Origin of the sequence: Vibrio jasicida 090810c (assembly GCF_002887615.1) — a bacterium.
Lineage (GTDB): Bacteria > Pseudomonadota > Gammaproteobacteria > Enterobacterales > Vibrionaceae > Vibrio > Vibrio jasicida.
Map to the genome: position 1 here is coordinate 1,226,388 of NZ_CP025792.1, position 17,982 is coordinate 1,244,369.

The following is a 17,982-nucleotide window of genomic DNA, read 5'->3' on the forward strand; positions in this document are numbered from 1 at the left end:
GCCCGCTGAAATGAGCGGGCTGTTTTGTATCTGCTTAAATGGTGTCTATTACTTTTTCTGACGCGCTTCAAATGCCGCCAACTGTTCTGGTGTCGCTTTTGGCTGGTGGTTTTGTTTCCACTCATCGTAAGTCATACCGTAAACGCGCTCACGAGCATCATCGATGTCGATATCCACACCAAGATCTTCCGCTTCTGCCTTGTACCATTTGCTGAAACAGTTACGACAGAAACCAGCAAGGCTCATAAGGTCGATGTTTTGCACGTCTTTGTTTGCATCTAAATGTGCAAGAAGACGACGAAATGTTGCCGCGTCCAGCTTGTCTTGTTCTTCTTGAGTTAGATTTTTGTATTTGAATTCAGCCACTTTACTTTCCTTTTATTTATCTCACAGCTCATAACAGAGAAATGAGCGAGTTTGATCTGCTTAAAACTTGCGCCATCACAACAAATTTTCGCTCAACATCGCATACTCACCCAAAAGACTGATATGATAACTGCCACTTATCTTATTGATTAAATTAATACTAATTCTAAAAACAGTTCTTCACAAAGGTTATCGCCAAGTTATGAAAAACGCCATTCTAATATTATCGGCACTGACCCTGAGTCTGCCAACTTTCGCAGCTCAAGAGCAAACTCACCAATCCTACTTATACCTAGGCACAGGTAATGTTGGTTTTGACACTCCGAATTTTGGTTCTGATCGCGACAGTGGCTGGTCGACACCTCACATTACGGTTGGCTGGGGTTACCATGTAAACCAATACCTCGCATTTGAAGGGGTACTGCGTTATTCACAAAATGAACTTAAGAATGATGCTTTAAAAACTGACTTAGACCTTCACTATTACCAAGCAGGTATGTCTGCTGTTGTAACGAGTGATAACTTAGGCGATACGCCACTGTCACTATTTGGCCGCGTAACCGCGCTTGGCACTCAAGCTGAAATGTATGTTCCAAACGAACAAAAAGTCACAGACGATTCTGGTGCACTATTCAACATTGGTGCAGGTGTCCATTGGGATATGAGTAAAGATATTTGGCTACGTGCAGAATACATCTACAACGTTGCAGACATGGGCTTTGATGACTTCTACGACAGCTATGAAGGCGTGCAAGTGAGCTTGGGTAAACGCTTCTAATCGAACACTCCAAGCTGGTTATAAAACCCAAAATTGGAGACAAAGAAAAGCCGAGGTCATTGCCTCGGCTTTTGTGTTTTAAAGTTTGGTTAAGGGTGCGCGATACGTCCCTTCGTATCATGGCTAAGCGCTTTATTCAGCTCAGCTTCAACATGGCCAGGTGAACGCGTCTTCGCAGAAATCAATCGATACATCGCAGGGATAACAAACAGTGTAACTAACGTCGCGAAGCCCATACCGAAGAAGATGACCGTACCTACTGCCACGCGGCTTTCGTAACCTGCACCTGTTGACATGATCAACGGAATCGCACCAGCAAGCGTCGTAAATGCCGTCATCATGATTGGACGTAGACGACGTGCTGCCGCATCAGTGATCGCTTTTTCAAACTCGATACCACGGTCACGTAACTGGTTAGCAAACTCAACGATCAAAATACCGTTTTTGGTTACCATACCGATCAACATAATCATGCCGATTTGGCTGTAGATGTTCATTCCTTGACTCATGACGACCAACCCAAGGAAGCCACCAAATACGCCCATAGGCACGGTGAACATTACCACCAGTGGGTTGACGAAGCTTTCAAACTGCGCTGCCAATACTAGGTATGCAACAAGTAATGCCAAGGCAAATACAACGGCAACACTGGCTTGGTTTTCTTTAAAGTCTTTCGACTCACCAGAGTAACTGACCGAAATATCACCCGGCAGGTTATCAATCGCTTCTTGATCTAAGAAATCTAGCGCCTCACCTAGGGTGTAACCTTCCGATAGGTTAGCAGTAATGGTGATCGACTTCTGTTTGTTGTAGTGGGACAGACGAATTGATGCCGCCACTTCTTCGACTTTAGTAACCGTATCTAGGGTCACTAGCTCACCGCTGTTGGTGCGTAAGTAAATCTGGCTCAAATCAGCCGCGTTATTGAAGCTGTTTTCGTCACCTCGAAGGTAAACATCATATTCTTCACCACGGTCAACGTAAGTGGTTTCACTCTTACCACCAAGCATGATTTCTAGAGTTTCAGAGATGTCTTGTACACTCACACCAAGTTCAGCAGCACGGCGCTTGTCCACTGACACCAAAAGCTCTGGTGTTTTCTCTGAATAGTCGATTTCCGCACCTTCCATCATTGGTGACTCTTCAGCTGTGTTCTTGAGCATTTCAGCCCAGACCAACAACTCATCGTAATCAGAGCCACCAAGAACAAACTGAACAGGTTCGCTAGAACCACCACGGAAACCCGGCATGAATGGGAAAACACGAACGTCTGGAATACCGGCCAATGACTTACGAACTTGGTTGAGTGCTTCTTGTGCCGTCACATCACGCTCGTTCCAGTCTTCTAAAATCATGATAACGAAGCCAGTTTGGTCACCCGCTTGCCCACCAAATGCTGGTGTTTGAATACTGAATGATTTCAGGAAACCTTGTCCCAACAATGGCATCAAGCGATCTTCTACGATGTCCATGTTCGCCGACATTCGGTTGTAGGAAGTCGCATCTGCACCACGAACAAAAGCAAAGATAACCCCTCGGTCTTCTTGTGGCGTTAGCTGTGCAGGCACTTGATTCATCAAACCATAACTGCCTCCCATACACGCAAGGATAACCAAAGGCGCAGCCCAACGAACCTTCAATGCACCACGCAGCGCTTTTCGGTAACCAGCCTCTAACTTAGCAAACAATTTATCGACCGCTTGGTTGAATCGATTCGGCTTCACATTCGCTTTTAGTATCTGACTACCGAGCACTGGAGTCAGCGTTAATGCAATTAAAGATGAGAAGATCACTGACATCGCCAACAATACTGAGAACTCAGTAAATAGCAGGCCTACCATGCCATCCATAAAAGAAATCGGCAGGAAGACCATCACCAGAACCAAGGTCGTAGCAACAACGGCAAATCCGACTTCTCTTGTGCCTTTATAAGCCGCCAGCAGTGGTGACTCGCCGCGCTCAATATGGTGGAAGATGTTCTCTACGACAACAATCGCATCATCCACAACTAGACCGATAGATAGGATAAGCGCCATCAGGGTGATTAGGTTGATAGAGAAGCCGAAGTAGTAAGCCGCAATGAATGAAGAAATCAGTGAGACTGGTACCGTCACCGCAGGAATCAATGTAGCGCGCGCCTGACCGATAAAAATATAGAGGACTAAAATAACCAGACCACCCGTAATAAAGAGCGTGCTGTATACCTCATCAATCGAGCGTTCAATAAATACTGTGGCATCATAGTCTATGGCCAGACGAGTACCGTCCGGTAAGAACTTCTGAATCTTATCTACTTCTGAACGCACCGCCTGTGCCACTTCCAGTGGGTTAGCGTCTGATTGCGGAACGACGCCTAAGCTAATGTTGACTACACCATCACTCTTAAAGGTTGAGTTTTCGTTTTCCGCACCAATGAATACGTCCGCCACATCTTTCAAATAAATAGGCGTGTTATCGCTAGCACGTTTCACAACAAGATATTGAAAGTCTTCTGGCGTATTGTACGTACGTGCTGTACGAACTGACATGACGGTTGAATCGTTACGAACCTCACCACCTGGACTTTCCAAGTTTTCACTTCGTAATGCTGTCGTAATATCAGATGCAGTAACCGAGCGACCAGCCATCAGATCTGGTTTAAGCTTCACGTACATCACTTTGTATAAACCACCGGACAAGTCGATCGAACTGACGCCCGATATCAGACTAAAGCGGTCCATAAGTACGCGCTCGGCATAATCCGTTAGCTGGGTACGGTCCATCTCTGATGAACTGAGGTTAATATAGAGGGAGGCTTCACCAGAACCATTATTCTTGTAAACAACGGGATCGTCAGCTTCATCTGGCAGCGAACGTTGAGCGCGAGCAACGGCATCGCGAACATCACTCACGCCGGTGTTTAAGTCATAACCCAGCTCAAATGTAATGGTGATACGCGACATACTGTTGCGCGTCGTCGAGCTAATTTCGTCGATACCACTGATACCAGAAAGCTGGTCTTCCAATACCGACGTTATTTGGCTCTCGATAATGGTGGCAGAGGCGCCTTCATAACGTGTGCTGATCGAAACCACTGGGCTTTCGATGTCTGGCATTTCACGGACTGCAAGTTTAGTAAACGACACAAAGCCGAATACACACAGCAGCATACTCAATACCAGCGCAGCGACAGGGCGCTTTACGGAAACGTCAGAAAGTAACATTAGTTCGCTTCCTTAGCCGCTTTGCCTTCTGCATCTGCAGCATGTGCACTTTTCGATTGAGTTGGCGCGACAATTTCAGCGACTTCAACGCCATCACGCATATTTACGATGCCTTGAACCACTATTTTGTCGCCGATCTCAACACCCGATTCGATCACAACCTCATTATCAACACGCGCTCCTAGGAAGACCTCCTGACGCATTGCTTTATTGTCTTCATCAATCACGTATACAAAACGCTTAGTACCTGAATACTCAAGTGCTTGAACCGGAATGATTGGCGCTTTAATCGCAGGAAATGCCAACGATGCATTCATCAGCATGCCAGGTTTTAAGTGATTTTCTGGGTTATCAAATTCGATACGAACACGTAAGTTTAAGGTTTCAGCACTAATTCGCGTATCAATACCTGTTACCTTACCCACGAATTCTTGATTATTCCAAGCACTGGTGGTGGCATGCACTTCCATACCGACCGACAACATCGATAGGTAACGTTCAGGAACTTGAAGATCCAATTCCATGACAGAGAGGTCATCAAGCGTCAATAATTCAGAACCAGCGCTGACCATTTTACCTTTGCTAAAATCAATAAAACCAACGGTACCGGCAAAAGGTGCACTAATATGAAGATCCAATAAGTTAGCTTTAGCGGCATCTAGACGCGCTTGTGCAATTTCAACACTCGCCTTTTGCCCATCAATTTCAGTTTGGGTAATCGCATTACGTTTAACCAAACGCTGAAACTCTTTTAACTTACGCTGTTCATCTTTTAGGTATGCTTTTGCCTCTATTAAGGCAGCTTGTGCTTTATCATCGTTAAGTTGAATCAAAAGCTGGTTTTGCTGAACGTTTTGATTGGCGTTAACGGCGATTTTTTTCACCTTGCCAGCGACTTCAGAAGCAACCACTACGGATTCGGCCGCTTCTAACTTGCCGATCAACGACAGAGATTGGTTAATTTCATGCGTTTCTACTTGTTCAGTTACTACCGTAACTGTAGATGGACCACGTTTGGCAGCAAAAGCTACTGGCGAAGCCATTAAAATAGAAAGCGTTAAAACAGATAAAGTGGCTCTCATACTCATAATCTTGACTATTAATCGAATAAACTTATGTCATTAAACTGAATACAGTTTATCAGTAGATACGTCCTCTAACGTCAAGTAGTGTAAATTCAAGTAAAAAGAAGGTTTTCCTTTTGTATAAACGACATACAAAACGCTGACTTTCTACCATCTTTGCCCAAAAAGGCAGCATTCAACGTAAAAACGTAAGAAAAACGCTTTACAGCCGGAGCGAGTTTGCTATGATGCGCTCCGCACTTGAGAGATGTGTTGGGAAAACAAATCTTAAGTATAAAAATACCCTGGAGGGGTTCCCGAGTGGCCAAAGGGAGCAGACTGTAAATCTGCCGGCACTGCCTTCGATGGTTCGAATCCGTCCCCCTCCACCATATTCTTTCTTATGTTTTTCCTTTGAACATGAGAACAACTTGGAAAGCGTGTTGGGAAAACACTTTTTAAGTATAAAACACCCTGGAGGGGTTCCCGAGTGGCCAAAGGGAGCAGACTGTAAATCTGCCGGCACTGCCTTCGATGGTTCGAATCCGTCCCCCTCCACCATATTCTTTCTTATGTTTTTCCTTTAAACGTGAGAACAACTTGGAAGCTAGGTTGGGAAACTAACATCTAAGTATAAAAACACCCTGGAGGGGTTCCCGAGTGGCCAAAGGGAGCAGACTGTAAATCTGCCGGCACTGCCTTCGATGGTTCGAATCCGTCCCCCTCCACCATATTCTTTCTTATGTTTTTCCTTTAAACGTGAGAACAACTTGGAAGCTAGGTTGGGAAACTAACATCTAAGTATAAAAATACCCTGGAGGGGTTCCCGAGTGGCCAAAGGGAGCAGACTGTAAATCTGCCGGCACTGCCTTCGATGGTTCGAATCCGTCCCCCTCCACCATATTCTTTCTTATGTTTTCCTTGAACATGAGAACAACTTGGAAGCTAGGTTGGGAAACTAACATCTAAGTATAAAAACACCCTGGAGGGGTTCCCGAGTGGCCAAAGGGAGCAGACTGTAAATCTGCCGGCACTGCCTTCGATGGTTCGAATCCGTCCCCCTCCACCATATTCTTTCTTATGTTTTCCTTTGAACATGAGAACAACTTGGAAGCTAGGTTGGGAAACTAACATCTAAGTATAAAAACACCCTGGAGGGGTTCCCGAGTGGCCAAAGGGAGCAGACTGTAAATCTGCCGGCACTGCCTTCGATGGTTCGAATCCGTCCCCCTCCACCATATTGAAAAAGCCAGCTCATTGAGTTGGCTTTTTTCGTTCTATAGCTATAGTTTTTCAATGGCTTACCTAACTATTTGGCTAAATCTAGCCTCACTCAACGCGCGATTCTTAGTGATCTTTCGTTAAGTAGTACGACACCTAGGTACTTTTAACTAGCTCTGCTTGAGAGCGAATCCAAGTGTTAGTTGGTTTATTTAGGTCAATGGAATCAAGCCATTGATCATCTCCGTTAGCTTTATCTTCACTATTCCCTACTGTGCGACTCATCGCTGCCTCATAACAACCATATTAAAGTCGACTTCAACCACTCGTACTGTCTCGATAGATTTAGAGTCTCTGATCTTCAGGCATAAAAAATCCCGCACGAAAGCGGGATTTTAATAAGACTAAATTGAACGCTGTTGGTGATTAACCTTGAATACCAACAATCAACCAAGGTGCATTTGGTACCGTTAGGTCACGTTCTAAGTGCCAGATATCTTCGATGTCTTCTTCGATACCTTCTTCTGCATCACGGTAACGACCGCTAAATTGCAGGCTAAGCTGTGCCTTGTTCGCATCGTAGTCAGCACGAACAATTTCCGCATCTACATACATCACATCAGTATGTTGCTCGCCATCTAGCTTCGCACGTTCTGCTTTCAAGTCTTCGAACAGGCTTGGTGAAACGTACTCTTCAATTGTATGAAGTTGGTTGTGGTTCCACGCGCCTTGCAGGATTCGATAGTGCTCACGAGAGCCGTTGATGAATGCCGCTTGGTCAAAACCCGGTGGGTAGTTATGCGGGATATCAGTTTGTGCACCGAAACCGCCAAAACCACCTGCATTTGTGTTGTTAGGCTGCTGTTCAAAGTTCTGCATGTTTGGTTGCTCGAACTTAGAAGCGTTACCACCAAATGCTGGCTGCTGACGATGCTGATTCATACTGCCCTGCTTAGCACCAAGCATGCCGCGCATCAGCTTGAAGATAACGAATGCGATCAAACCAATGATTAGGATATCCATAAACTGGATACCTTCGAATGCACCACCAAAGAATGCTGCCAATAGACCACCAGCAAGAAGACCACCAAGTAAGCCGCCCATCAAACCTTTTTTGCTTGATGATTTAGCACCTTGTTCTTTACCAATGGTGTTTGTGTTTTGTTGCTGCTGTTTAGGAGCAGGCGCGGTTTTGTAACTCTTACCAAAAGACTTACCACCACCAAATTTCTTCGCTTCTGCGATAGGCGTTACGGCAACAGTAAACATCAGTAGGGCGACAATCGAAAATAAACGTTTCATCGTTATCCTTAAAATTGACGATATGTACTTAATCATGCTGATAGATGATGAAGCAAACAAGCATCCATATCAGTAGCACGCTAAATATGAGATATGACCATCATACTCCGTCAGATACAACAATGAAACATTCCATAATAGAAGACATGTATCAGAATATTGCCAAGCAATAGGTTTCTGACTGGTTTGTGTTATTGACGGTGATTCAGTAGCTGTCTATCATATTGAACGTTGTTCAATAAGTAGTTTTAGATTATGGCGCGCAGAAACGATCACACCAGAGAAGAGTTAGTCAACTTGACCCTTACTACGGTCAAAGACTTTTTAGACGAAAACTCTTACCACGAGCTCAGTCTTCGTAAGATTGCTAACATGATTGGTTACGTGCCAAGCACTTTAGTAAACATTTTCGGCAACTATAACTTGTTGCTTTTACACGCGGTTGCTCAAACGTTAGATGAACTACAACAAGAAGCAGTGAAAGCGACCAAGAACAGTAAAGATGCCCACCAGGCCTTATTTGAACTGGCTTATTGTTATCACGATTTCGCGCAAAAACACCCACATCGTTGGCAGTTAGTTTTTGAGCACAATATGAATGGCGCAGAACTTCCTGAATGGCATGCAAAACGCATCGACGGTATGACTGGCATGCTAGAATCCTTACTTGCTCAAATCGCACCGCACCGTACTGAGTCTGAAGTACTTCAAGCGAGTCGCGTATTGTGGTCCGGAGTACATGGAATCACGCTACTAAGCGTTGATGATAAGTTTTTCTCTAGTGAACCTATTGATGGTAAAGAGCTTATTGATAACCTGATTTCAAACTATCTGATCAGCTGGTAATAAAGGATTATTCATGTCATCAGACAGCCAGTCGTCCTTGCTTAGGCAACGAAAGTTCCTTCCCTATTTTATTACCCAGTTTTTTGGTGCTTTCAACGACAATATCTTCAAAAATGTGCTGTTGCTGTTTGTCGCCTTTGCGGGGTCTAGTGCACTGCCCGTTTCTAGCAACTTATTTATCAACTTAGCCGCAGGCTTGTTCATCCTCCCGTTCTTTCTATTTTCCGCATCAGCAGGGGTGCTGGCAGATAAGTATGAAAAATCTTGGTTTATCCGCAAGGTAAAACTGTTCGAGATAGGCATAATGTTGCTTGGGGCTGTAGGTTTCATTACCGAGAGCTACGGTGTTTTACTCCTACTGTTATTCCTGATGGGCACGCAGTCAGCATTCTTCGGCCCAGTCAAATATGCATTGCTACCACAACAACTTAACGAGAAAGAACTCGTTCCGGGCAATGCACTAGTAGAAGCTGGTACCTTTATTGCTATTTTGATCGGTACACTAGGCGCTGGGCTAATTGCTTCCGCAGATAACGCTAAATACCTTGCTGCATTTTGTGTGGTTATCTTTGCCCTTCTTGGCTACTTATCAAGCCGTTCAATTCCCTTTGCTTCCGCTAGCGCTCCCGATATTCAATTTAAATGGCAGCCATACAAACAAACCAAACACACGCTTTCTATTGCCAAGTCTGACCGCATCGTCTTCCAATGCATCATGGCAATCAGCTGGTTCTGGTTCTTAGGCGCGGCTTACCTCACCCAGTTCCCTAATTTCACGAAAGAGTATTTGAATGGTACAGAGAGCGCGGTTTCATTTCTGTTAGCTTTGTTCTCGGTCGGTATTGCTGTTGGCTCAATGGCCTGTAACTGGCTCTCAAACCACAGAATTGAAGTAGGAATCGTACCGATTGGTGCTCTAGGTATCACCATATTCGGCTTCTTGATGGCGACATCTATTCCTACAGACTTACCTCGATTTCATACCTTTGTTGAGTTTGTAAACTTCGACGCTTTTTGGCCGCTGTTCTTCTATCTACTAATGATCGGAATCTCTGGCGGCTTGTTCATCGTACCGCTGTACGCGCTTATGCAACACAGAGCAAAAGAGACAGAGCGAGCACAAGTCATTGCGGGGCTAAACATCTTTAACTCGTTGTTTATGGTGGGTAGCGCAATATTGGGTATCGTCTGCCTAAGCGTGCTTGAAATGACCATCCCCCAATTGTTCGCTCTATTGGCTGTTTTAAATTTCTTAGTTGCGGCATACATTTTCCTGCAAATCCCAATTTTCGTTGTGCGCTTTGCTATGTGGGTAGTCACTCACACAATTTACCGCGTAAAACACAAGAATTTGCACCACCTTCCTGAGCATGGTGGTGCATTAATCGTATGTAATCATGTGAGTTACATGGACTCGCTACTATTAAGTGCGGTTTGCCCACGCTTGATTCGCTTTGTGATGGAAGAAGATTACGCCAACCTTCCACCTCTACGACGTTTTCTTCGCCGAGCTGGTGTGATTCCGATCTCGGCCAGCAATCGCACTTCTATTCGTCGTGCATTCAGTGATGTTGAGGCGGCACTAAGTGAGGGGCATATTGTGTGTATTTTCCCTGAAGGTCGTTTGACATCAGATGGTGAGATGAACGAGTTTATGCGCGGTATCGACATCATCCTTCGTCGTAGCCCTGTTCCAGTGATACCAATGGCGTTGAAAGGCTTATGGGGCAGCTACTTCAGTCGCGCAAAAGGCCGAGCATGTAAGGGCTTACCAACGCGTTTCTGGTCTAGACTGGAAATCGAAGCTGGTACACCTGTCGATCCAAAACATGCCACAGCACAAGCTATGTTTGAGAAAGTAAAAGCACTTCGCGGCGACTGGCGCTAAACTCAAACAGAACAATTCTTAATTTTTGAACATACGTTTAGTTTTTCTGAACGCACGTTCAATTCATTAAGACTTTCTGACCATAGACGTTACGATATACTCTGCGCTTTAACTCACTACAACGAAGACACCCTTGAATACAAAGAATATCCCCTTTGGATTGGCACTGCTGTTTTGTTTAACCCCTTTTGTGTCCTCTCCTATCGCGCTTGTGATCGGTTTTCTTTTGGCGAGTTTTAGCCTAGTACCGACAGAGCTTCCTATTGCTTCATTTACCAAGAAGCTGCTTTCTTACTCCATTATTGGTTTAGGCTTTGGGATTCACTTTGACCAAGCTCTCGCGGTCACGTCTGATGGAATAGGTCTAATCATCGCGACCATCCTTGGCACACTTGTGATCGGCATGATGATTGCCAAAGCAATAAAACTTGAACGCACAACGGCGTATTTGATTGCTTCTGGTACTGCTATTTGTGGTGGTAGTGCGATTGCTGCTGTCGCTCCAGCGATCAAAGCAAAGGACGAACAAATCGGTCTTGCACTTGCAACGGTTTTCGTTCTGAACTCACTGGCGCTGTTTATCTTCCCTGTAATTGGTCACGCTATTGGTTTGGATCAGCATACGTTCGGAACGTGGGCTGCGATTGCAATTCACGATACCTCTTCCGTTGTGGGTGCGGCATCTGCTTACGGTGAAGAAGCATTGACTACCGCAACCACATTGAAGCTTGCTCGCGCATTGTGGATCATTCCTGTCGCACTGATCAGTGCCGTGATCTTTTCTCGTGGAAACGGTAAAGAAGGTAAAAGCAAGTTAGTGATTCCTTACTTCATTTTCTGGTACTGCGCTGCTATTGCATTCAGCGACTTCTTCCCGCAATTTGAAGTGGTGTATCAAGGCATCTTTGCTATTGCTAAGCAAGCGCTTGTGGTGTGTCTGTTCTTGATTGGTTGCAGTATTTCAGTATCGAAGCTGAAGTCGGCAGGGGCAAAACCATTATTGTTTGGTGTCACACTGTGGGTGCTGATTTCTACAACATCACTCGGTTGGCTACTGCTGAGCTAAACCTTAATTAACTTTCTGTGGCTGGGTGAGCTCTGCTTTTTTCGCGCTCTGGTTTTTGTGTACCAACACTAAAGCTATCGCGACCAGAAAGGCGGTTAGCTCAGCCAATGAGCGCGTTAGTCCCTCAGTGCTCATCGCAAGGCCAATTTGTAGCAACACCGCTGCCACCAAAGCTAATTTGATCATCCTGAACCTTATGCTTTATTTCTTAAACTTTAAGCATAATTATGATTCAGAGTTATAAGGATTCGAAATTCCCTTTTCGACTAATTCATTGCTAAATCAACTAAGTTGGCTCTCCACCCATGAAATGAAAGTCTTCACTTTAGGGCGGTGCTCATATCCAGATGGACAGAGTAAATCATACCCCTGCTGAGTATCCATCGTAGGGTAAGGGCTCACTAGTTCTCCTTTGTCTAAGAGATCTTTGACAAACCGATAGCGTCCCATCGCAACACCAACATTGTTTCTCGCGGCTAACACAGCCATATCACGGTGACTAACACAATAAAAGTGTTGGAAAACATCCACATCTAATGCCATGTGAGACACCCACCTCTGCCATACGTCAGAGCCTAATGCATGAATAAAATTAATACGGTGTAGAGAGGCGAGCCCATCTTCTAAAATATTCATCTCTTTCATGTACTGTGGTGTACAAACAGGAATGTACTTTTCACCAAACAATCGCTGACGATAAACATCAACAAGGTGCTCAGTATCATAAAAGATCGCCACATCGATCTGATTTGTTACAAGATCTAACTGACTTTCTTGCGCAAATAGATTGAGATTGAAACCTGGGTAATGGCGCTTAAAGTCCGCAACCCTTGGCATTAACCAACCGTTTAAGAATCCAGGAGAGGCGGCAATGTTTATCTCGCCTACTAAATCCGTCGACTTTATTTCTTCAATCTCATTAAAAATGGTACTGAGTGATGTAGATAACGTCTTTTGAAAACGACGCCCTTCCTCTGTCAGCTCAAGCTTTCTCGTGCCGCGAACGAACAAAGTAAAACCCAGCTCTTGCTCGAGAACTTTAATGCGATGACTAACCGCACCTTGGGTTAAATGCAACTCCTTCGCTGCATGAGTAAAGCTAAGGTGCTTAGCTGCGATACTAAAGGTATGAAGATTCCTAAGCAGTAATTGTTGGTTAGCCATGACACACCATGCATTAAAAATATTAATTCATGATAGTAGTGAATTCGTTTGTTTGCGTCGATAATTAAGTTTCAAATAGTTCCTAGAAACTTAATAAAAACGCCAATTTCCAGCATAGATCATATTCTGGGAGGCATTAAAAATTATAGGGGCAAATATGAATATACTCGGCTACATGCAAAAAGTCGGTAAGGCGTTGATGGTTCCCGTAGCGACACTACCCGCTGCGGCAATCTTGATGGGCATAGGCTACTGGATTGACCCTGTTGGGTGGGGCTCAGAAAGCGTACTGGCCGCATTTCTAATCAAATCTGGTGGTGCCATCATCGATAACATGGCAGTGCTATTTGCCGTCGGTGTTGCTTTTGGTCTAAGCAGAGACAAGAATGGCTCTGCCGCACTTTCCGGCTTTATTTGTTTTATGGTTTTAACCACATTGCTTGCGCCAGGAGCGGTCACTCAACTGATGGGCATCACAGCAGATGAGGTGCCTGATGCGTTCAACAAGATTAATAACCAGTTTATCGGTATCTTAGTCGGCATAATCTCAGCGGAGATTTACAACCGTTACTCTGGAGTCGAGTTACCTAAGGCATTAGCGTTCTTCAGTGGAAAACGCCTAGTTCCGATCCTAACTTCTATTGCTGGTATGGCATTGGCCTTCGTTCTGCTTTACGTTTGGCCTGTGATTTACGATGCACTGATCATTTTCGGCACTAAGTTGGAAGCAATGGGCGCTGTCGGTGCCGGTCTTTTTGGTTTCTTCAACCGCCTGATGCTGACCATCGGCATGCACCATGCGCTTTACCCAGTGTTCTGGTTTGATGTAGTTGGGATTAATGACATTCCAAACTTCCTCGGTGGTGCACAATCTATTGCGAATGGCACTGCGGTTGTTGGCCAAACTGGTATGTACCAAGCAGGCTTCTTCCCTATCATGATGTTTGGCCTGCCGGGCGCTGCGCTTGCGATGTACCACTGCGCAGATAAAGAGAACAAAAACAAAGTATTTTCTATCATGCTTGCCGCTGCAATGGCGTCTTTCTTCACAGGCATCACCGAACCACTAGAGTTCAGCTTTATGTTCCTAGCGCCTGTGCTTTACCTAATCCACGCAGTACTAACGGGCATTTCTATGTACATTGCTGCAAGCATGCAATGGATGGCAGGCTTCGGTTTCTCCGCTGGGTTCGTAGACTTTGTGCTTTCAAGCCAAAATCCACTAGCAACCAAATGGTACATGTTGATCCCACAAGGTTTAGTGTTCTTCGCTCTGTACTACACGATATTCCGCTTCGCGATCGTTAAGTTCAACCTGCGCACTCCGGGTCGTGGCGAAGACATGGAGAAGGAAGTAACAGAAAACGTTGGTGAACTTGCAAAAGATTACATTGCCGCTATCGGTGGTGCAGATAACATCCTAGAGGTAGACAACTGTATTACCCGCCTACGCTTAACCGTAAAAGATTCCTCACTGGCTGACGAAGCAAAACTAAAACAGCTCGGCGCAGCAGGTGTAGTTTGTATTGGTAAAGGTGGCCTGCAAGTCATCATCGGCCTAGGTAAAGTAGATAAAGTAGCGGAGCAAATGAAAGTCGCCCTCGCTAACTAAAGAATTGTGGTGACTCACCATCACCACATCCCCCTGAAGTGCAATAACGCTTAGTCACCGTTTTGCACTTCATTTTTTAACCAGTCTTTTACCGCTTTGCGCGATACTTTAATTCCTCCAGCCAATAAGGTTTGAGGCATTACATAATACGCGACCGGCCATTTGAATTTTTCTAGCTTAGTTTGCAGGTGTTGCTCGTATTGAGCTTTGTCCAGTAATGAATCCGTCTGCATCACTGCTACTGGTCGATGTCCAAATTCCACATCTTCTACCGGTACAACGATGCTCTGCGAAACACTCTCTATTTGGTTCAGTGCCGCTTCTATCTCTTCACAATGAACGTTTTCACCACCAGAGATAAATTGGTTATCTGCTCGACCAATAATCTTGAGTTCATCCCCTTGCCATTCACCTAAGTCTTTGCTGTCAAACCAACCACTTTCATTCAGGAGAGAAGTAATATTACCTTGATGAAAATAGCCTGCTGCCAGAGTCTTACCGCCGATATAAATACGTTGTTCCACCAGCTTAATATCGCGGTTTTGCAATAGGTGACCCGCGTTACTGATGCTATCGATTTGCTTAGCAGTTACGGTAGAGGCCGCTTCTGTCATGCCATAACCTAACCAAGTTTCAACCCCCTGCTGTGTCGCCCGTAAAGCCAGTTCGTGCCCAACATGACTACCACCAAGTAACACATGAGTAAGAGACAGGTTAACTTGGTCATCCAACAGACGTTTTAATTGCGTTGCGACCAAAGACGCATGAGACACACCAAGAATATCTTCTGCTAGATTGCCATCTCCCACCTTCAGAGTCGCACCAGCAAACAACCAACGATAAACGATCGCAAGGCCAGATACATGGTAGAGCGGCAGTGACAACAACCAAGTATTTCGTTGAGTAAATCGAAACTCCTCTAACAGACCTTGTGCTGAAGCAAAGTGCTGCAGATGGTTATGAGCTACTGCTTTGGGCGTTCCCGTTGAACCGGAAGTAAATACGATAGTCGCGAGTGCATCACGCTCATAGCCATCAGTTGGAGTAACGACATCCGCGTTTATCATGTTCTGAATGGAAATAAACGTCGCATCGAGTTGTGACAACTGACGCCCTGAATAAGCATTCGCTAGGCTATCAGCAAACCAAACAAAACGTTGTTGATGAGTTTTGTAAAGTGTCTTGAGCTTGCCTTGCAATGCCACCAAAGGCTGCGGCATCGTCAACGCTACAATAGCGCCCAATTGCTGGGCAGCAAGGGAAAGCAACAATGCATCGACTTGATTCTTGCCGACTAAAGTCAAGACATCACCATTTGCCATTCCCTGCTGCTGCAAATACTGTGCATATCGGTCAACGCGAAATGCTAATTGCTGCCAATTTACAGACTCTTTGGTTGTTTCCAGCGCAATAGAAAAAGGGCTCATTTGAGCCCAATATTTCCATGGTGCAATCGCAATCGTCTCTATGCTGAATGCCACACTAACTCCTGCTCTGATAGCGGAATAATTGGAAGTTCACATTTAGGCCAACCCTGTTCCAATTGCGCTTTGTACAAGCCAATTGTATCCAAGCCAGGGATTTCATTCGGCAGTTGCCATTGAGCTAAACGTGCTAACTGGTTCAGACCCAAGCTGGATTCAATACTTGAGCTTATCACAGCTTTAATACCCAGAGTTTTAGCCTTCTCAATCAGCTTAATACAAAACTCAACCGAGCCGATCAGCGTTGGCTTGATGATGATGGTTTTTACGCCAGTGAGATCTTCTAGGCGGAAGTCTTCACGACGAACCGCATCCTGTAGCGTTTCATCCCACGCTATAGCAATCCCCGTATTGATTGCAAACGACAGACTGTCACCCGGAGAGCGGCATGGTTCTTCCAAGAAGGTGATACGCTGACGCAGTGATGGGGCAATGTACTTAGCAAACTGCTGCGCTTTTTCTGGCGTCCAAGCACGGTTTGCATCAAGGCGAAGTGTCAGCTGCGGTATCGACTCAAGAAATAAGTTCACTAGCATGCCGTCGCGAATCGGTTCGTATAGACCCACTTTTACCTTCGCAACTTTCTCGCCTTCCATCTCGTTCAGTTTAGGAATCAGCTCATCAGGGTCACCATTACACAGGGGCGCAGCTTGATACTGCCCTTGTACCGGTAGACCGCCTTCTAGCTCAAGTTGAGCCATCGATAAGCCAAACGCCACAGACGGATACATGTGGTTGTAATCCACGGGTAAATCCGCAACCCAACGCTCCGCTTGAGCTTGCAGTTGAACACCAGCGTCTTCGGTACCTTCAAGGCTAAAGCCCGTTAAAGGTGCAACTTCACCACGACCAATTTTGTCGCCATCCGTTAATTCAAGAATGAAGCCAACACGCTCAGTCAGTTTGTTATCACGTAGTATTACGCCACTGTCCATTGGTAGACAGTAACGGTAAATCTTCGCTTTACGCATAATTCGAATCCTATGTAATGCCGTATATTCTGAGCTTTTTAACGAGAGAACTCGCTAGTCTCCCAGAGGGCGAGACGCTCAGGACGAAAAACGAAACAGAGGAGCACAAAGGCTCCTCTTCTATACGGATTATGGGTTACGAGGGAACTTGTCGAAGTCTGGGCGACGTTTCTCGTTGAATGCGTTACGACCTTCTTGGCCTTCATCTGTCATGTAGAACATCATAGTCGCGTTACCAGCCAGTTCTTGCAGACCCGCTTGACCATCACAGTCCGCGTTCAATGCGGCTTTCAAGCAACGCAGTGCCATTGGGCTGTGTTGCAGTACTTCACGACACCAACGAACGGTTTCTTTCTCTAGATCCGCTAGTGGCACTACTGTGTTTACTAGACCCATGTCTACCGCTTCTTGAGCGTTGTAGAAACGACATAGGAACCAGATTTCGCGAGCTTTCTTCTGACCTACGATACGAGCCATGTAAGACGCGCCCCAACCGCCATCAAAAGAGCCCACCTTAGGACCAGTTTGACCAAATTGTGCATTCTCCGCCGCAATCGTCAGGTCACACATCATGTGCAACACGTGACCACCACCGACAGCCCAACCTGCGACCGATGCGATCACTGGTTTTGGACAAGTACGAATATCGCGTTGGAAGTCTAATACGTTTAGGTGGTGCGTACCTTGGTCGTCTTTGTAGCCGCCGTAGTCGCCACGGATCTTCTGGTCACCGCCAGAACAGAATGCGTCTTCACCTAGACCAGTCAGAATGATTACGCCAACACCTGAGTCATAGCGTGCGTCTGCTAACGCATCAATCATCTCTTTTACCGTTTGAGGACGGAACGCGTTACGCACTTGAGGGCGTGCAATGGTGATTTTCGCGATACCATCTTCAGATTTGTGGTAGTGGATATCCTCGTATTTGTCGCCGCAATCTTTCCATTGAACCGGAGCGTAAAGTTCTTCTTCAGAAATGCCTACTGTTTTAGCCATGGTGATTCCCATTGTTCTCGT

General features: G+C 45.5%; 15 protein-coding genes and 6 tRNA genes. 11 read left to right on the forward strand and 10 right to left on the reverse strand.

The window, feature by feature from the left end; all coding sequences use genetic code 11:
* Positions 1-48 precede the first annotated feature (48 nt).
* Positions 49-366: a DUF1244 domain-containing protein gene (locus C1S73_RS05710; protein ID WP_038866615.1), complete on the reverse strand. Its 318-nt coding sequence runs from the start codon at positions 364-366 to the stop codon at positions 49-51.
* Positions 367-568: 202 nt separating this feature from the next.
* On the opposite strand from C1S73_RS05710, the gene C1S73_RS05715 reads away from it, so the two are divergent.
* On the forward strand, positions 569-1,144 hold the full coding sequence (locus C1S73_RS05715; RefSeq protein WP_038866614.1) for a porin family protein: 576 nt from the start codon (positions 569-571) through the stop codon (positions 1,142-1,144).
* Positions 1,145-1,233: 89 nt separating this feature from the next.
* Here the strand turns inward: C1S73_RS05715 and vmeF are convergent, their stop codons facing one another.
* The gene (gene vmeF / locus C1S73_RS05720) at positions 1,234-4,347 is read right to left on the reverse strand and encodes a multidrug efflux RND transporter permease subunit VmeF (RefSeq protein WP_045419466.1); all 3,114 of its coding nucleotides are present in this window, start codon (positions 4,345-4,347) and stop codon (positions 1,234-1,236) included.
* Positions 4,347-5,435 (reverse strand): efflux RND transporter periplasmic adaptor subunit, encoded by a 1,089-nt coding sequence (locus C1S73_RS05725; RefSeq protein WP_038873962.1) that lies wholly within the window; start codon positions 5,433-5,435, stop codon positions 4,347-4,349. Before C1S73_RS05725 ends, vmeF begins: the two co-directional genes overlap by 1 nt.
* Positions 5,436-5,718: 283 nt before the next feature.
* On the opposite strand from C1S73_RS05725, the gene C1S73_RS05735 reads away from it, so the two are divergent.
* From C1S73_RS05735 to C1S73_RS05760, 6 genes are all read left to right on the forward strand, one after another.
* A tRNA-Tyr gene (locus C1S73_RS05735) sits at positions 5,719-5,803 on the forward strand.
* Between the two features lie 84 nt (positions 5,804-5,887).
* Positions 5,888-5,972 (forward strand) — tRNA-Tyr (locus C1S73_RS05740).
* 85 nt (positions 5,973-6,057) lie between these two features.
* Positions 6,058-6,142: transfer RNA gene (locus C1S73_RS05745), tRNA-Tyr, on the forward strand.
* A gap of 85 nt (positions 6,143-6,227) precedes the next feature.
* Positions 6,228-6,312 (forward strand) — tRNA-Tyr (locus C1S73_RS05750).
* Positions 6,313-6,395: 83 nt separating this feature from the next.
* Positions 6,396-6,480 (forward strand) — tRNA-Tyr (locus C1S73_RS05755).
* An 84-nt stretch (positions 6,481-6,564) separates the two neighbouring features.
* Positions 6,565-6,649, forward strand: a tRNA-Tyr gene (locus C1S73_RS05760).
* Positions 6,650-6,788: 139 nt separating this feature from the next.
* Here C1S73_RS05760 and C1S73_RS28190 read toward each other — a convergent pair.
* Together C1S73_RS28190 and C1S73_RS05765 are read right to left on the reverse strand one after the other, a co-directional pair.
* Positions 6,789-6,917 carry a hypothetical protein gene (locus tag C1S73_RS28190; RefSeq protein WP_265102048.1) on the reverse strand — a complete coding sequence of 43 codons (129 nt, stop codon included), beginning with the start codon at positions 6,915-6,917 and terminating at the stop codon, positions 6,789-6,791.
* 141 nt (positions 6,918-7,058) lie between these two features.
* Positions 7,059-7,934 (reverse strand): Tim44 domain-containing protein, encoded by an 876-nt coding sequence (locus C1S73_RS05765; protein WP_009707155.1) that lies wholly within the window; start codon positions 7,932-7,934, stop codon positions 7,059-7,061.
* Between the two features lie 255 nt (positions 7,935-8,189).
* On the opposite strand from C1S73_RS05765, the gene C1S73_RS05770 reads away from it, so the two are divergent.
* The 3 genes from C1S73_RS05770 to C1S73_RS05780 all read left to right on the forward strand — a co-directional run bounded on the left by C1S73_RS05770 (position 8,190) and on the right by C1S73_RS05780 (position 11,734).
* Positions 8,190-8,780, forward strand: a complete 591-nt coding sequence (locus C1S73_RS05770; protein WP_038865527.1) for a TetR/AcrR family transcriptional regulator — start codon at positions 8,190-8,192, stop codon at positions 8,778-8,780.
* Between the two features lie 13 nt (positions 8,781-8,793).
* Positions 8,794-10,668 (forward strand): MFS transporter, encoded by a 1,875-nt coding sequence (locus tag C1S73_RS05775; protein WP_038865529.1) that lies wholly within the window; start codon positions 8,794-8,796, stop codon positions 10,666-10,668.
* Positions 10,669-10,801: 133 nt separating this feature from the next.
* Positions 10,802-11,734: a YeiH family protein gene (locus tag C1S73_RS05780; protein ID WP_095760217.1), complete on the forward strand. Its 933-nt coding sequence runs from the start codon at positions 10,802-10,804 to the stop codon at positions 11,732-11,734.
* Positions 11,735-11,737: 3 nt separating this feature from the next.
* On the opposite strand, the gene C1S73_RS05785 is transcribed toward C1S73_RS05780, so the two are convergent.
* Together C1S73_RS05785 and C1S73_RS05790 are read right to left on the reverse strand one after the other, a co-directional pair.
* Positions 11,738-11,920: a hypothetical protein gene (locus C1S73_RS05785; protein WP_038865532.1), complete on the reverse strand. Its 183-nt coding sequence runs from the start codon at positions 11,918-11,920 to the stop codon at positions 11,738-11,740.
* Between the two features lie 96 nt (positions 11,921-12,016).
* Complete coding sequence (locus C1S73_RS05790; RefSeq protein WP_038865535.1) at positions 12,017-12,898, reverse strand: LysR substrate-binding domain-containing protein; 882 nt, start codon at positions 12,896-12,898, stop codon at positions 12,017-12,019.
* Positions 12,899-13,055: 157 nt separating this feature from the next.
* Between C1S73_RS05790 and nagE the strand changes: the two genes are divergently transcribed.
* Positions 13,056-14,510 carry an N-acetylglucosamine-specific PTS transporter subunit IIBC gene (gene nagE / locus C1S73_RS05795; RefSeq protein ID WP_038865536.1) on the forward strand — a complete coding sequence of 485 codons (1,455 nt, stop codon included), beginning with the start codon at positions 13,056-13,058 and terminating at the stop codon, positions 14,508-14,510.
* A gap of 50 nt (positions 14,511-14,560) precedes the next feature.
* On the opposite strand, the gene menE is transcribed toward nagE, so the two are convergent.
* From menE to menB, 3 genes are all read right to left on the reverse strand, one after another.
* Positions 14,561-15,991: an o-succinylbenzoate--CoA ligase gene (gene menE / locus C1S73_RS05800; RefSeq protein ID WP_038865538.1), complete on the reverse strand. Its 1,431-nt coding sequence runs from the start codon at positions 15,989-15,991 to the stop codon at positions 14,561-14,563.
* A complete protein-coding gene (menC, locus tag C1S73_RS05805) occupies positions 15,976-16,965 on the reverse strand; it encodes an o-succinylbenzoate synthase (protein WP_038865539.1) in 990 nt (329 codons plus the stop codon). The genes menE and menC overlap by 16 nt, the downstream gene beginning before the upstream one ends.
* Positions 16,966-17,094: 129 nt before the next feature.
* Positions 17,095-17,961, reverse strand: a complete 867-nt coding sequence (gene menB / locus C1S73_RS05810) for a 1,4-dihydroxy-2-naphthoyl-CoA synthase (RefSeq protein ID WP_038865541.1) — start codon at positions 17,959-17,961, stop codon at positions 17,095-17,097.
* Between the last annotated feature and the right edge of the window lie 21 nt (positions 17,962-17,982).